At 70.0% G+C, this 14,217-nt stretch carries 16 protein-coding genes; 8 read left to right on the forward strand and 8 right to left on the reverse strand.

Annotated elements, in window-relative coordinates:
• Window positions 1-152 precede the first annotated feature (152 nt).
• Together ACFCZ1_RS05015 and ACFCZ1_RS05020 are read left to right on the forward strand one after the other, a co-directional pair.
• Window positions 153-569, forward strand: coding sequence for a hypothetical protein (locus ACFCZ1_RS05015; protein ID WP_376676957.1), 417 nt, complete (start codon window positions 153-155; stop codon window positions 567-569).
• Window positions 570-982: 413 nt separating this feature from the next.
• Window positions 983-1,315: a GYD domain-containing protein gene (locus ACFCZ1_RS05020; protein ID WP_376676958.1), complete on the forward strand. Its 333-nt coding sequence runs from the start codon at window positions 983-985 to the stop codon at window positions 1,313-1,315.
• A gap of 341 nt (window positions 1,316-1,656) precedes the next feature.
• Here the strand turns inward: ACFCZ1_RS05020 and ACFCZ1_RS05025 are convergent, their stop codons facing one another.
• From ACFCZ1_RS05025 to ACFCZ1_RS05040, 4 genes are all read right to left on the reverse strand, one after another.
• A complete protein-coding gene (locus ACFCZ1_RS05025) occupies window positions 1,657-2,091 on the reverse strand; it encodes a VOC family protein (RefSeq protein WP_376676959.1) in 435 nt (144 codons plus the stop codon).
• A gap of 161 nt (window positions 2,092-2,252) precedes the next feature.
• A complete protein-coding gene (locus ACFCZ1_RS05030; RefSeq protein ID WP_376676960.1) occupies window positions 2,253-3,542 on the reverse strand; it encodes a hypothetical protein in 1,290 nt (429 codons plus the stop codon).
• Window positions 3,543-3,707: 165 nt separating this feature from the next.
• A complete protein-coding gene (locus ACFCZ1_RS05035; RefSeq protein ID WP_376676961.1) occupies window positions 3,708-3,929 on the reverse strand; it encodes a helix-turn-helix domain-containing protein in 222 nt (73 codons plus the stop codon).
• A complete protein-coding gene (locus ACFCZ1_RS05040; protein ID WP_376676962.1) occupies window positions 3,929-4,414 on the reverse strand; it encodes a DUF2975 domain-containing protein in 486 nt (161 codons plus the stop codon). The genes ACFCZ1_RS05035 and ACFCZ1_RS05040 overlap by 1 nt, the downstream gene beginning before the upstream one ends.
• A gap of 514 nt (window positions 4,415-4,928) precedes the next feature.
• Between ACFCZ1_RS05040 and bla the strand changes: the two genes are divergently transcribed.
• The gene (gene bla, locus ACFCZ1_RS05045) at window positions 4,929-5,843 is read left to right on the forward strand and encodes a class A beta-lactamase (protein WP_376676963.1); all 915 of its coding nucleotides are present in this window, start codon (window positions 4,929-4,931) and stop codon (window positions 5,841-5,843) included.
• Window positions 5,844-6,079: 236 nt separating this feature from the next.
• Here bla and ACFCZ1_RS05050 read toward each other — a convergent pair whose 3' ends face one another.
• A complete protein-coding gene (locus ACFCZ1_RS05050; RefSeq protein ID WP_376676964.1) occupies window positions 6,080-6,571 on the reverse strand; it encodes a MarR family winged helix-turn-helix transcriptional regulator in 492 nt (163 codons plus the stop codon).
• Between the two features lie 80 nt (window positions 6,572-6,651).
• Between ACFCZ1_RS05050 and ACFCZ1_RS05055 the strand changes: the two genes are divergently transcribed.
• Complete coding sequence (locus ACFCZ1_RS05055) at window positions 6,652-7,599, forward strand: zinc-binding alcohol dehydrogenase family protein (protein ID WP_376676965.1); 948 nt, start codon at window positions 6,652-6,654, stop codon at window positions 7,597-7,599.
• 302 nt (window positions 7,600-7,901) lie between these two features.
• On the opposite strand, the gene ACFCZ1_RS05060 is transcribed toward ACFCZ1_RS05055, so the two are convergent.
• The gene (locus tag ACFCZ1_RS05060) at window positions 7,902-9,518 is read right to left on the reverse strand and encodes a phospholipase D family protein (RefSeq protein WP_376676966.1); all 1,617 of its coding nucleotides are present in this window, start codon (window positions 9,516-9,518) and stop codon (window positions 7,902-7,904) included.
• A 318-nt stretch (window positions 9,519-9,836) separates the two neighbouring features.
• Here ACFCZ1_RS05060 and ACFCZ1_RS05065 point away from each other — a divergent pair, with 318 nt between their 5' ends.
• From ACFCZ1_RS05065 to ACFCZ1_RS05080, 4 genes are all read left to right on the forward strand, one after another.
• Window positions 9,837-10,940 (forward strand): endonuclease/exonuclease/phosphatase family protein, encoded by a 1,104-nt coding sequence (locus tag ACFCZ1_RS05065; protein ID WP_376676967.1) that lies wholly within the window; start codon window positions 9,837-9,839, stop codon window positions 10,938-10,940.
• 247 nt (window positions 10,941-11,187) lie between these two features.
• Window positions 11,188-12,321, forward strand: a complete 1,134-nt coding sequence (locus tag ACFCZ1_RS05070; RefSeq protein WP_376676968.1) for a molybdopterin-dependent oxidoreductase — start codon at window positions 11,188-11,190, stop codon at window positions 12,319-12,321.
• Window positions 12,321-12,737, forward strand: coding sequence for a hypothetical protein (locus ACFCZ1_RS05075; protein WP_376676969.1), 417 nt, complete (start codon window positions 12,321-12,323; stop codon window positions 12,735-12,737). The genes ACFCZ1_RS05070 and ACFCZ1_RS05075 overlap by 1 nt, the downstream gene beginning before the upstream one ends.
• A 136-nt stretch (window positions 12,738-12,873) precedes the next feature.
• Complete coding sequence (locus ACFCZ1_RS05080; RefSeq protein WP_376677103.1) at window positions 12,874-13,416, forward strand: GNAT family N-acetyltransferase; 543 nt, start codon at window positions 12,874-12,876, stop codon at window positions 13,414-13,416.
• Window positions 13,417-13,540: 124 nt separating this feature from the next.
• Here ACFCZ1_RS05080 and ACFCZ1_RS05085 read toward each other — a convergent pair whose 3' ends face one another.
• Window positions 13,541-13,738, reverse strand: coding sequence for a hypothetical protein (locus ACFCZ1_RS05085; protein WP_376676970.1), 198 nt, complete (start codon window positions 13,736-13,738; stop codon window positions 13,541-13,543).
• Between the two features lie 227 nt (window positions 13,739-13,965).
• Complete coding sequence (locus tag ACFCZ1_RS05090; protein ID WP_376676971.1) at window positions 13,966-14,217, reverse strand: hypothetical protein; 252 nt, start codon at window positions 14,215-14,217, stop codon at window positions 13,966-13,968.

Below are 14,217 nucleotides of genomic sequence, written 5' to 3' on the forward strand. Positions count from 1 at the left end.
CCCCGCGCGGCCCGTGGGGGGGCCCGGGCGGGGCGGCCCCCCCCGCCCCCCCCCCCCCGGGCGCCGCCACCTTGCGCCCCCTACCCCGGCCCCACGGCCCCCACTCGATAGACACTGTCTACTCCATGACGGTTCATCAAGGAGCAGACGTGATGCGTGCGAAGAAGACCGCGGCCGTGGCGATGCTGGGAGCCCTCGGCGCGGCCTGCCTGGGGAGTGCCGTGCCCGCCGCTGCCGCGGACGGGGGGATGCTCCCGCACCCCGGGCCCGACGGGCTGGTGTGGGTGGAGGAGTTCCGGGGTGACGGCGGCGTCGCCTCCGGCGGAGCCTGGGAGGGTCTGCCGACCGTCCTCACGGTGGCCTGTGAGGGAGGCGGCAGTCTGAAGGTGACGATGGATTCGAAGGGGTCGGAGGTGGCCGCGTTCGACGTGGACTGCCCGGTGGGCAGCGCCGGGGTCGGCTCGGCGAGCATGAACGCGGGTGTCGTGCGGCCGGGGGACTTCACGATCGTGGTCGACACGTCGGCACAGGACATCCGTTGGTCCCTGACGGTGACGCAGCCGGAATAGCGGCAGCCCGCCAAGACTTCACGACGCCGCCGCGGCCCACCCCGGCGACCCGGCCGACCTCCGTCGGCCCCGGGGTTGACCGACAGCCGGGCGGCTGTGTCGACGGCGTAGCGGGTGGCGGGGACCTCGTGTTCCAGCCACCCGCTGGTCACGTCACCCTGTCGAAGGCGTCGTCCGGCAAGCCGTCCTCACCCGGCGGGAGGTGGCCGACCTGCGCCGGGTTTCCGGGTCCGTCGTCCCCGGACTCGCGGGTGGGGTACGGGCGGCCCGGGGGGGTCCGGCCGTCACGCGAACCCGTCACCGGGTGAGCCGCTGGCGGTCGCCGTCCGCGGCTGTTCGGGGGTACCCGAGAGCCATCCGGCGATTTTGCCGCACGGCGCGGGCATCACTCGCTGAAACGAAAGGGAGACACGATGCCGCTCTATCTGTCGAGGTTCAGCTACACGCCGGAGACGTGGGCGAGGCTGATCAACCATCCCGAGGACCGCGCCAAGGCCGCGCAGTCGTACATCGAGTCCGTCGGCGGGAAGCTCCACGGCTTCTGGTACGCCTTCGGCTCCCACGACGGCTACAACCTGTGGGAGGCTCCGGACAACGTCTCCATGGCTGCGGTTGCGCTGGCGATCGGTGGCGGCGGCGCGCTCAGCTCGTTCGAGACGACGGTCCTCCTGAGCGTCGACGAAACGCTGGATGCCCTGCGCAGAGCCGGGCAAGTCCAGTACCGGGCTCCTGGCTCGCAGGAGTGAGCGCAGCGCCGCCCTTCGAAGCGTCCAAGGCAGCTGCCGACCGCATGTTCCAGCGCGTCGGCGCTCCGCCTGCCCTCCGTACCCGCCGCTGATTCCCGCCCGGGCACCGTGCCGATCGTGGACGGCACCCTGGCCCCCACCCGGAACCGCTCCATCGCCGCACAGTCGAAGAACCATCGCTGCTCGACAAACCGTCAGGTCGTCATCGACGCCGACACCCGCCTGGTCGCCGCCACCGGCCGGGCCGTGGCGGACAACCGCAGCCGCCTGAAGGGCGACGGCGCGCACGCCGCGCCACTCGGCACCGCCCGACTCCACGACCCCGCCGTCTCGGAGGATGCTCAGTCGAGACAGAACTCGTTGCCCTCGATGTCCTGCATGACGATGCACGACTCATTGACACCATCGGCAATCAGCAGCCTCTCGCGCACCGCACCGAGCGCGACCAGTCGTGCGCACTCGGCCTCGAGTGTGGCGAGGCGCTCTTCACCCACGAGCCCGGTGCCGACCCGCACGTCGAGATGCAGCCGATTCTTGGCGACCTTGCCTTCGGGAACGCGCTGGAAATACATGCGCGGGCCCACACCCGAGGGGTCCATGCAGACAAACGCCGCACCCTGACGCTCAGGCGGCAGCGAGCGATTGAAATCGTCCCACGTAGCAAACCCCTCGGGTGGCGGCGGTACGACATACCCCAGCACCTCGCACCAAAAACGAGCGACACGCTCAGGTTCTGCGCAGTCGAAAGTGACTTGGAACTGCTTGATCGATGACATCGGTCCACGGTAGCAGCGGACCCAGTTACTCATTCCTCAACGCCCCGTCATCAAAGGCGTGTTGAGGGAGGAAGGCCCTTGCGGGCCGCTGACGTGCCGTGCGGTCGCAGGGGGGCGAACCGATGACAGCTGCTGCGCGTGAGGGCCGGAGCAGATTCCGGTCAGGTGCGCGGAATCTGGTAACCAGACCTCGAAAATCGGGCAAGCCATCCATTCGGGGCAACAACGACTGAATCCATCCCCGTATCACCAGGCGACATCTCGACCAAATTCTGCCGCTCAAGTTCGGCGGCACATCGCTTCATCTTATCGACACTGGGGAAATTGAAGAGCTCGTAATCCTCAAAATCACAGGATCCCTCATTGTCAACCATGTCGTCCAGGAGCCTCCAGCCGTCCGAAGAGATATTGGGGTTGTTTGCATATTCATCCGAAAGCAGAGTCAGCCAGGATTGCAGAAGCGCAACATGTTCCATCTCCCCCACACCCAGGATCTCTTCATCATGCAGCCAGAAGCTAAAATCCTCGCACTTCTGGAGGGTGTTCCTGAGATTGCACTTCAGAACCTCGTAGAGGTATTGGAAACCGATGGGGCCGACCGGGGGTGCACCACCCGTCGAAAACTCGCCGATCCGAGCCTCCAGTGCGTTGATCGCATCGTCCATGGACAAAGGCTCAACCGCGAGAGGGTGGCACAGGCGGCCCTGAAGGCGCGGTGAGGCCGCCGCCGTGCGGACTACTCCTCGCGCCCCGCAGATCACCCATCTCAAGCCCGGCTCGGCGAGGATCGTATCGCGAATCTCTTCGAGCGCCTGCCGTGCAGAAGTCGAGCTGACGAGAAGCTCCAGGTTGTCCAGTACGCACACAAAGTACCCGCAGCCCGGAGGATCGAAGCACTCACTCATCCACGTTCGAACCGTATGGGCGAGACCAGATTCCGCGAATGCGCTCGAGGCGTTCACGGATTCACTCCTGGACGCGTTCACACTAAACCCGACAGCAGAGACGCCGGCCGCGATCGATTTTATGATAGGCGAATTCATCCATTTGTTTACGTCTGCCACTTTAGGTGCGTCGTAGCCCCATGCCTGGAGTTCGTCCCGGTACCGTATGAACGCTTCCGCGATCGCGCGATAAACTGCAGCCTCAAGCAGTTTCACGCCTTCCCTGGTTGTGATCTGGAAAGGTTTTTCAATGGGGAGGAGGACTGGACTCCTGGCCTTGTCGCTATTTCTCTTCATGCGGTAATTCGCGATGGTGATCAGGCTGGTCTTCCCAACCCCAGACTCACCTTCGACCGTCACGTGACTCGAAGTCGACGCCAGCCGATTCACCAGGCGTCGTATATGCGCCTCTCGCCCCACCAGCAGTCTTTCTCCGATGGCCGTCGGAGGAAGGGATTTAGTGTCGTACGGGCTCTGAGTAAAACCCAAATCGGCCCAAATCGTCATGACGCACCAACTCGTAAGTTGCTGAAACGCCGACAGCTCAAGCTGGACTGAATTGCCCTTGTCGTCAACGGTACGCGGGACTGGCTACGGCCTCAACTGCACGTTACGGTCGTCCGCTTCACGCAACCTTCGCCCGGACGGAGGAGCCGGTCGCTCCCCAGGGCGTCATCCGCCCGCGGCGTCCTCGACCTCCCAGCGCAGCAGGTCGCCCGGCTGGCACTCGAGCACCTCGCAGAGCGCGGCGAGCGTCGCGAAGCGCACCGCCTTGGCGCGGCCGTTCTTGAGTACCGCCAGGTTGGCGGGCGTGATCCCCACCCGGTCCGCGAGCTCGCCCACGGACATCTTCCGCCTGGCCAGCATCACATCGATGTCGACGGCGATCGGCATCAGATCACCTCGTCCAGCTCGGCCTGCATCTGCGCCGCTTCGCCGTCGCGCGCGACGGCCTGGGCGAGCAGCATCCGCAGCACGAGCACGATGAGCGCGACCCCCAGGATGGCCACGCCGACCCCGCCCATGATGACGGTGACGCCCGGGTCGTCCCGCTGGCCCGGCGCGTTGATGGCCGTGACCGCGAACCACACGAGGGAAGCCGCCACGATCGCGCCGATCACACCGTCCACGTACCGGAAGGCGGCGTGCGAGAACACGGTTCCGCGTCGCACCATCGTCACGAGCCGCCATACGCAGACCAGGGCGACCTGGGCCGACACCATGCCCAGGATCGTGATCACGCGCAGCGGGGTCAGCGGGAGCGACCCGTCCTCCGGGTCGGTGGCCAACGCCCACACCATCAATGCCTGTACGAACACGGTGCCGGCGAGCACCACCACGAGCACGGCGCGCAGCGCACCTACTGTCAGCTTTCCCATGACCCAGCCTTCCATCGAGTTACGATGGGAATCTATCGAGTTTCGATAGATGAGGCAAGGGTCGGGAGGGAGAGTGGGCGGCGCTTCCACACTGTGGCGGGACGCCGCCGCCTCCCACGGGATGGCGTTCCCGCGAACCGCCTCGATCTCGTCGCAGTCGGCCTCGCTCGACCACAAACCGGACGCCACCCGACTACGCCGATGCCCTGGACCAATCCCCCGCCTGCGCCGGTACGGCGTGATCGCTCAGGTCGGAGCCTGACCCGGTTCCGCAGGGGTCTGCGGCGAAGCGGCCCCACCAGACCGGGTTCCACCTGCGCGGACATCTGATCCCCCGCACCGTGGCAGACGGCCTCGCCCTCCTCTGGGCCAGGACGTGGACAGGACATCGCGGCCAGGTCGGAGCCGCTCCTCATGCGCTCACATCACGCCAAACGATAGGAAAGCGAACTGGTGGGGCGCCTGAAGGCGTCCTACCTCTCACATGGACCACAGCAGAAGCGGAGACCCGATCATGGAAACCACAGGAGCCCGTCCAACCCGCCGCACCGTGCTGACCGCCGGAGTCGGCGCGGCGCTGGCGGGGGTGCCCCTCAGCGGCACGGCGTTCGCAGCCGGCTCCGGGCGGGAGAAGACCGTCGAGCGGCTCCGTGCTCTCGAACGGGAGCACTCCGCCCGGCTGGGGGTGTTCGCACGGAGCACGGCCAGCGGCCGGACGGTCCTGTACCGGGCTGATGAACGCTTCCCGATGTGTTCCGTGTTCAAAACCCTCGCAGTGGCCGCCGTTCTGCGCGACCTCGACCGGCACGGAGAGTTCCTCGCCAAGCGCATCCACTACACGGAGCAGGAAGTGACCGATTCCGGATACGGGCCGGTCACCGGGCTGCCCGAGAATCTGGCCAACGGAATGACCGTCAGCCAGCTCTGCGCCGCCACGATCTGCCGGAGCGACAACGCCGCCGGAAATCTTCTGCTGCGTGAACTGGGCGGCCCCCGTGCGGTCACTCGTTTCTGTCGGTCAGTGGGAGACGGAACCACTCGGCTCGACCGCTGGGAGCCTGAACTGAACTCCGCGGAGCCCGACCGCCTGACGGACACCACCAGCCCGCGCGCCATCGGCCGGACCTACCAGCGCCTTGCGCTCGGCGACGCACTCACACCCCCGGACCGGGAGCTTCTGACGGGCTGGCTGCTGGCCAACACGACCAGCACGGACCGCTTCAGGGCCGGCCTGCCGGCGGACTGGACCCTGGCGGACAAAACCGGTAGCGGGAAGTACGGGACGAACAACGACGCGGGCATCACCTGGCCCCCGCAGAGTGCGCCCATCGTCATGGCCGTCCTGACGACCAAGGATCAGCGCGACGCCGCGGCGGACAACCTGCTGGTGGCCAGGACTGCCGAGCTGCTGGCAACGGCGCTCGCCTGACGGCCACGGCCGCCAAGCCGACGGTGGTGGGGCCGCGTCTTTCGACCGCGGTCACAAGGTACGGCCCCACCACTCTGCTCTGTCGACGCACCAGGTGTCCCGCTGCCTGTTTCGCCGAAGCCCAGCGGCGCACCGCGCGAGCCGGCCCAGCGGTCAGCCATCGCGGGCGGGACGATCGGTTCCATCGCGGAGCGGGTACGCGGACCTGGGCCCCCGCGCGCTTGACGGCCGCGGGCTCAGCCGGCGGGCGGGGCCGTCGCGTGACGCGTCTGCTGGACCAAGACGGTGGTGGCACGTTCCAGAAGTTCGCAGAGTGCGGCGTGTTCGGAGGGCGTGAACGCGTCGGTGAGCGCGCGCTCCAGGATGACCACCTCCTGGTAGGCGCGGTCCAGCAGCGCCTGGCCCGCCCCGGTGAGGCTGGCGATCTGCACCTTGGCGTGCACGGGCGACGTCTCGCGGCGGATGAGTTCCTTGGTCTCCATGTTGGCCAGCACGCTGCTCATGCTCTGCTGCGTGACGCCGCAGGACCGGGCCAGTTGGGCGCCGGACAGGCCGCCCTCGCGCGCCAGGATCAACAGCACGGTGTACTGCGTCATGGTCAGCCCGTAGACGCGCAGCACTCCCTCGTGGTGCGCCATCAGCGCCTGCTCCGACCGCCTGATCCGGGTGCAGAGGTCGTTCTCGATCGGGGCTTCCACCGCGCACTCCCACTCCATTAACAGGTTCATGGGTTGACTCATGAACCTTATACATCTACCGTCTCGACTGTAAGGATACTGAGACTGGAACAACACAGGGGGCCGTGACCATGAAGGCTGTCGTTCTCGATGCCGATGACCACTACCGCGTCGCCGAACTCGATGAGCCCGTCCCCGGCCCCGGCCAGGTGGCGATCCGTGTGGCCTACGCCGGGATCCAGTGGGGAGACACCATGGTCCGGGACGGCCACTTCCCCGTACCGCGTCCCTTCGTCCCCGGCTTCGAGGCCTCCGGCCACATCGTCGCGGTCGGCGAGGGCATCGACGCAAGCCGTGTCGGCGAACCCGTCACCGCGCTGACCACGGCGGGCGCCTATGCCGAGGTGGCCCTGGCGCCCGCCGTACTCACGTGGGGAATCGGTGACATGCCGCTGCGGACGGCCGCAGGACTCGGGTGGGGCGCACCGACCGCCTACGACCTGATCAACACCGCCGCGCGGGTGCGGCCCGGCGAGAGCGTACTGATCCACGCCGCCGCCGGCTCGGTCGGCACGCTCGCCGCCCAGTTCGCCCGACTGGCCGGAGCCGGCCGGATCGTCGGTGTGGTCGGCACTGCCACCCGGGCCGAGTACGCGGCACAGTTCGGCTACGACCAGCTCCTGCTCCGCAGGGAGTTCCCGGCCGGGCTCGGCGACGAGAAGCCCGACGTGATCCTCGACCCGGTCGGGGGCTCGACACGCACCGCCGGCATCGAGCAGCTCGCGGCACACGGCCGCCTGGTGGCATACGGCAACCTCGCCACGCACGATCCGGTCCTGGCCAGTACCAACGACCTCCTCATGCACGGCAAGTCGCTCCTGACCTACAACAGCAACCTGCTCGGCCAGACCCATCCCGAACGGCTCGCCGACAGTGCCCGCCGCGTACTCTCCCTCGTCGCGGACGGCAAGGTCCGCACGGACATCACCACCGAGTACGCCCTCGAAGACCTGGCCGTGGCCGTGCAACACCTCGCCGAGGGCACGACCCACGGCAAGAGCATCCTCCGCGTCGCCTGACACCGCGCAGAGAGCGGCGGCCACGAGGGGCTCCCACGATGAACCCCACCAGGACATGAAGGACCTGCGTCCGTCATCGGTGCCTGGGCAGCGGCCCAGGCCGCTGCCCAGGCACCTGGCCCGGGCCTGAACCGCCCCCGCCGGTCCCGAGCGCCGCAGCCGCAGCCGCAGCCACGGCCGTCGACGCAGAGCTTCCCGGTCCGCCGCTGCCGGGTCAGGGACCCCCGGAGCCCGGCGTGGCGCACGGCCGCGCCGGGATCATCGTTCGGCTCCGCAGCGGATGCCCGCGTGCTCCCGCCCTCTCAGAACGCGTTGCGGCGCCGCAATCCCAGCGGACGTCCGTCCGGGTCGACCAGGACGTGGTGCAGCGGAGTCGCGAGCAGCCGCTTCGCCGTGGACAGATCGGGCGGTGCGTAGCGCCGCAGACGGCCCGGCGGCCGCGGGCCGCGGCCGCCGCCCTGATGCCAGGCGTCCAGGGCGGCGGCGGCCTCGCCGAAGGCGTCGAACGCGGTCACCGGGTCGCACAGCACGTCCTGCGCCCCCTGCCCCGTCCCGTCCTGTGCGTCCAGGTGCTCGCGCATGAGCTCCAGGCGCAGCTCGCGTGCGAAGGCGCGAGCGCCGTCACCGAGGCCTCCCGGGTCGGACGGCTCCCGCAGGTCCGGCCTCTGGTCGAGCGCCACGCAGCTGAGCTCCGAATCGTGCGTCCATGAACGGAGGTTGATGTTGTCGGAGCCGACGGAGGCCCACACGTCGTCGATCACGCACACCTTGGCGTGCACGTAGACGGGGGTTCCGGCGGGGTTCTCCAGGGCGTACACCGCCACGCGGTCGCCGCCCGCGCGGCGCAGTTCGTCCAGGGCCGTGATCCGCCCGATCAGGTTCATCGGCAGGGTGAGCCGGCCGTCCTGCTCCGGGACCATGGGAATGATGCCGATCAGTCGCAGCTGTCGGTGCGCGCTCAGCGCCTGGGCGAAGCAGTCCACGACCCGGGGGGACCACAGGTACTGGTCTTCGAGGTAGACCATTGCCCGGGCCCGCCGCAGCGCTTTGAGATATCCCCGTGCGATGCTGCGCTCGCCATCGGGTGCGTAGGGGTATCCGTGCAGGAGACGGTTCGGATACGTGCGCAGTACCTGCACGGTGTGCGTGCCGCGGGGCGCCGGGTCGGCGGCCTGTGGCGGCAGGGTGTCCGCGCTGGTGTCCTCCCGGTGCGCCAGCTCCCGCAGGCGGGTCAGGGGGCTGCGGCTGAGCGGCGCCGGGTCCTGCCAGCGCTCACGGAAGACGGCCTCGACGTCACCGACGGCGGGTCCCCGCAGGGCGAGCTGAACGTCGTGCCACGGCGGGTGCGGCCCGTATGCGGCAGCCATGGGCAGCGACTGGCGGTCACCTCGGTGGGCGGCGTCGTCGTTGCGGTTGTGGCAGAGGTCGATGCCGCCGACGTACGCGACATCCAGCTCGGGGCGGCCTGGGTGGCGCAGGACCACCATCTTCTGGTGGTGTGAACCGCCGGGCCGGACCCTCAGGTCGAGCAGGCACTCGCCGCCGGCCTCCTCGATTTCCTCGCCGAGGTGGCGGTTCTCCTCTTCGCTGAATTGGAGGCTGTCCAGGTGCGAGCGCCACAGCAGCCCCTTGACGATGACACCGCGCTCCGCCGCCCGGCACAGGACGGAACCGATCTCCGTGCCGGGTCCGTCGAGCCGCTCGTCGGGGTCGCCGCGCCAGTCGGTGAACAGGAGCAGGTCGCCCTTGTGCATCGCGCGGATCCCCGCCAGGAGCTCCGCGAAGTACGCGGCGCCATGGACCAGGGCCCGTACGCGGTTCCCGTCGGACCAGGCCGACCCGTCCGGGTGACGCCCGTCCAGGCGGGTCGCGGGGTTGCCCCGTTCACGTGCTGTCAGCAGCCAGTCTGCGCGGGTCATGGCGATAGCCCTCCGGTCGGCGCCTACCCACCGCGGGACGCCCCACTCGCTGGATCGAACGAAGGTACGTTGCAGGGGCCGCCGTGGGCGGGTAGCGGGGCCGGCCGGCCGGCTGTGGCGGACCTCGGAGGCTCCCGTAACGCCTGTCGTCGTGCCGGGCGAGCGGGGCACTCCCGCCCCGAGCCGGATCGCGCGATGTCGCGGGCGAGGCGCATCGGCTGCCCGGCCCACATCCGGATCGCCGCATCCCCTCGGCCGCCTTAGATTCCGGTGGAGATGCCGGCTTTCGTCCGGCGAACAGCCGAAAGGTCCGCCTGTATGCCTCGCCGTTGGTTCACCTCCGCCCTGTGCGCCCTGCTGCTCCTCACACCCGGTTCGGTCACCGCGGCGCGGGCCGCCGAGGCCCCGGCCCCTTTGCGGGTGCTGACCCGCAACCTCTACCTGGGTGCCGACCTCGCGCCCGTCCTCGCCGCCACCGGCCCGCAAGCCCTCGTCACCGCGGTGACCGCGGCGTACGCGAACGTCCAGGCGACCGACTTCCCCGAGCGCGCCGACGCGCTGGCCGACGAGATCGCCGAAGGCGACCCCCATCTCGTCGGCCTCCAGGAAGCCGTGCTCTGGCGCAGTCAGACGCCCGCGGGACCGGGCAGCGCGACCCACGTCGAGTACGACTTCCTGCAGATCCTCCTCGACAAGCTCTCCGCCCGCGGCAAGCACTACGCGGCCGTGGCCACCGTCACCGTCGGCAGCGACTTCGAGGCTCCGCGGTCCACGCCCGGCGGGCTGCAGGACATCCGCCTCACCGACCGCGACGTCCTCCTGGCCCGTACCGACCTGCCTGCGCACGTCTTCTCCGTGGCCAACGCGCAGACCGGCCAGTTCCAGAACTTCGTGCCCATCTGCCGGCCGGTGCTCGGCTGCCCGCCCAGCCCCGCCCTTCAGGTCCGACGCGGCTGGGTCGCCGCCGACGCCACCGTGCGCGGCCACACCGCCCGGGTGGTCACCACGCACCTGGAACCCGCCGCTCCCGCCGTCCAGGAAGCACAGGCCGGCGAACTGCTCGCCGGTCCGCTGAACACCACCCTCCCCAACGTGCTGCTCGGCGACCTCAACTCGGCCGCCGACGGCGTCGGCGCAACACCTGGGACGGCCACCCAGAGCCACGCCAACCTCCTGGCCGCCGGCTTCACCGATGCGTGGAGCGCGACCCGCGCACGCAGCCCGGGGTTCACCTGCTGCCAGGCCGCCGACTTGCGGAACTCGGCCTCCAGCCTCTCCCAGCGCATCGACTACGTGCTCCTGCGGGGCGCAGTCACCGCACGGGCGAGCGACCGTGTGGGCGAGGCGCAGGCCGACCGCACCCCGTCCGGCCTGTGGCCGTCCGACCACGCCGGGGTGTGGAGCCTGCTCCAACTGCGCTGACCAGCGGGCCGCACGGACACGCGCATGCGTCGAGCGCGGAGAGCGCAGCGCGGAGGGCGCAGGGCGCAGCGAGGGCTCCACCGCTCAGCAGCAGTGGGGCCAACGCTCGTCCGCCGACCGTGCACACCCACGTCGACGCCGATCCGACGAGCGCGTCGCGCCCTCGCCACCGCGCCTGCGAGTGCCGTCAGGGTTTCGTAAGGCGCTCACGGCCCCGCGAAGGCTCCTCGGCGGGTGTCATGGGCGCATGAAACTGCATGTCCATCCACCGAGGTTCTCGGGACGGCTCCACGATGCCCGGACGGCGACGGCGATCGGCCGCTGGCTGGCCGTGGCCGTCGCGGTGTGCTTCGTCACCGGCGTGATCAGCCACTACCTTCAGCATCCGCCCGGCTGGCTCGTCGGAGACCTGCCAAGCCGTCCCTCGTGGGGCTACCGGCTGACCCAGGGGCTCCACGTGGCGAGCGGTATCGCCGCCCTTCCGCTGCTGCTGGCGAAGCTGTGGGCGGTCTATCCGCGGCTGTTCGAGTGGCCTGCCGTGCGTTCGGTGCGCCACGCGCTGGAGCGGCTTTCGGTGGCCGTGCTCGTCGCGTCAGCCGTCCTGGAGGTGTTCACCGGGCTGCTCAACACCGTGCAGTGGTATCCGTGGCCGTTCTCCTTCGTCCAGGTGCACTACGCCCTGGGCTGGGTGTTCATCGGCGCGATGGTGCTGCACCTGGCCGTCAAGGCACCGGAGATCAAGGCACATTGGAGCCGCAGGTCGACGGGTACGCTCGCGCTGCCGAGCGAGGACGGACCGGATCGTCGGGCTCTGCTCGCGGGAGTCGCCGCCGCGGCCGGCGCCGTCACCCTCGCGACGGTCGGCCAGTCCTTCACCCCGCTGAAGCGGTTCGACCTGCTGGCCCCCAGGCACCCCGACCACGGACAGCAGGGCCTTCCGGTGAACCGCACCGCCGTCGCCGCCGGGGTCGCCGCGGTGTCCGCAGCACAGTGGCGGCTCACTGTTGCCGGGCCCCACCCGTACCAGCTGACCCTCGACCAACTCCGGGGCATGAGGCAGTACGACGCGACGCTCCCGATCGCGTGCGTCGAGGGCTGGAGCAAATCCGCGCACTGGAGCGGCGTACGGATCCGGGACCTGCTCGACCGTGCAGGGGCTCCCCCCGAAGCCCGGCTGCGGGTGGTCTCCATGGAGCGGGAGGGCGGGTACGCGGTGACGGAGATGGGCCCCACCTACGCCCGCGACGGGCTCACCCTTCTCGCCCTGAGGCTGGGCGGCGAGGTGCTGTCACCGGATCACGGCTTCCCGGCACGCGTCATCGCCCCCAACCGGCCGGGCGTGCTGCAGACCAAGTGGGTTCACCGGCTGGAGGTCCTGTGATGCGCACGGCTGCCGGTGCGGTCGGCGCCGTCCTCCTGAGCTACGGCGTGCTGCTCCTGTTCGAGGGTGGGCAGTACGCCGATGTCGCCATCTGGCTGGCCGGTGCCGTCGCGCTGCACGACGGTATCGTCGCTCCGCTGGTCCTGGCCGCCGGGCTGCTCCTGGCCGGCGGCCGCGCGAGCCGCGCGAGCAGTACGGTGCGCGGTGCGCTGATCGTCGCGGGCTCCCTCACCGTGATCGCACTGCCCGTTCTCCTGCGACCGGGCACGCCGAACAACCCCTCCGTGCTGCCGCTGGACTATCCGCGCAACTGGTCGCTCGCCCTGGTCGCGGTGGCCGTCCTGGCCGCCCTGTTGCACGCCGCCCGGTGGGTGCGGGGTCGCAGGGGCAGTCGGCGGCCGGGTCGGAGCACGTGACGCTGCCTCTCGCTGCGGGTTCACGGCTGGTTCCCGGAGCCGGGCTCCGCGTCAGAGCCGGTTCTCGTACGGCATGACCGGCCCTGTCGGAGCGGGTGGGACGATCTCCCCCATGAGCACCCCCATGAACATCCGCATGAACGGTGGCCCCCTCGACTTACGACAGGTCGCAGCTCCGGGTGATGTCACTCCGGAGTTGCGGCGAGCCCTCGTCGAATGCTGGATCGAGGTAACCAACGCCGGCGGGGCAGCGGGATTCCCCTTCCCGCCCATCGACGTGCGCCAGGCCGCCCCGGCGGTCGACTCCCTCGTCGCGAGCCTTGCCCCTGACACGAGTCGTCTCGTCATCGCATCCGTCAACGGCCACCTCGCAGGCTGGCTGAACGTGCGGTGCGACCCGTTCGAGCTCGTCGCGCACTGGGGCACGCTCCACCACGTTCAGACACGGACCGGCCTGCGCGGCAGGGGCATCGGGGCTGCCCTCGTGCATCACGTTCGCGGGATCGCCCGCGACGAGATGGGGCTGGAACAACTCCGCTTGGCCGCACGCGGTGGCGACGGGCTGGAGGATTTCTACGGCCGCCTCGGCTGGCGGGAGACAGGCCGTTGGCCCGGCGCCCTTCGCCTCGCCCCGGGGGACGATCGCGACGAGGTCCTGATGATCCTGGCGCCGCTCTGAGTCTCACGAAACCCGGAGACGGTGTTGCGCACACCCGGCAGCACAGAAACCGCGGAGTGCGGTCGTCTCGGCCCCTACGTCGCGTCTGCCCTGCCAGGTGCGGGCCTCACTGCCTCACCATGCCTCACTCCGGACCCTTCCGGTGGGGCGGCCGGGCCGGCTCGTCCGCCTGTCCCGGCCGGTCCAGGCGACTCGCCTCGTCCTCCGCCTCCCGTATCGTCGGTCTGATGTCGCCCTTGCGCGGGACGTGCGGGGCGCGGCGCCGCTGCTCTTCGTCGTGGCCGTGCAGGGGGGCGCCTCCAGCGCCGCCTTGGTCGTCCATGGCCGTCTCCTTCCGTGGGTCGGCCCCCTGTCGTTCGTCAGGTCGGACCCTGTCGTCCGGCGCGTGCCCGGACACGCCTGCGGGAAACCTGCGGCGCACCGGCCTTTTCAGGCTCCGCCGAGCAGCGGAGCGCGGCGGCGGGCGGGTGCCCGGTCGGGGGTGAGCGGTGCGGTGTCCATGCCCGCGCCGGAGCGCAGTCCGGCCACGAACTCCTCGACGGCCTCCACCTACGTGTGCACGAGCTCCCACGAGAGTTCCTCGCGGGCCCGGGTGGAGTCCATCAGGAGCAGGCGCAGCAAGGCGTCGAACAGGTCCGGCGAGGCACGTACGAGGCGTATCCGCCATGCCGCGGCGAGCGCGGCCCGCACCGGGGCCGCCGGCACCGCCACGTGTCGCGCGTCGAGCACGCGGGCCGGCACGGCGGCGTCCAGCGGGGGCTCGGCCGCCAGGTTGAACGCTCCGCGCACCGGCCGGGTCAC

The organism is Streptomyces sp. NPDC056224 (assembly GCF_042267665.1).
In the GTDB taxonomy this organism is placed as follows: domain Bacteria; phylum Actinomycetota; class Actinomycetes; order Streptomycetales; family Streptomycetaceae; genus Streptomyces.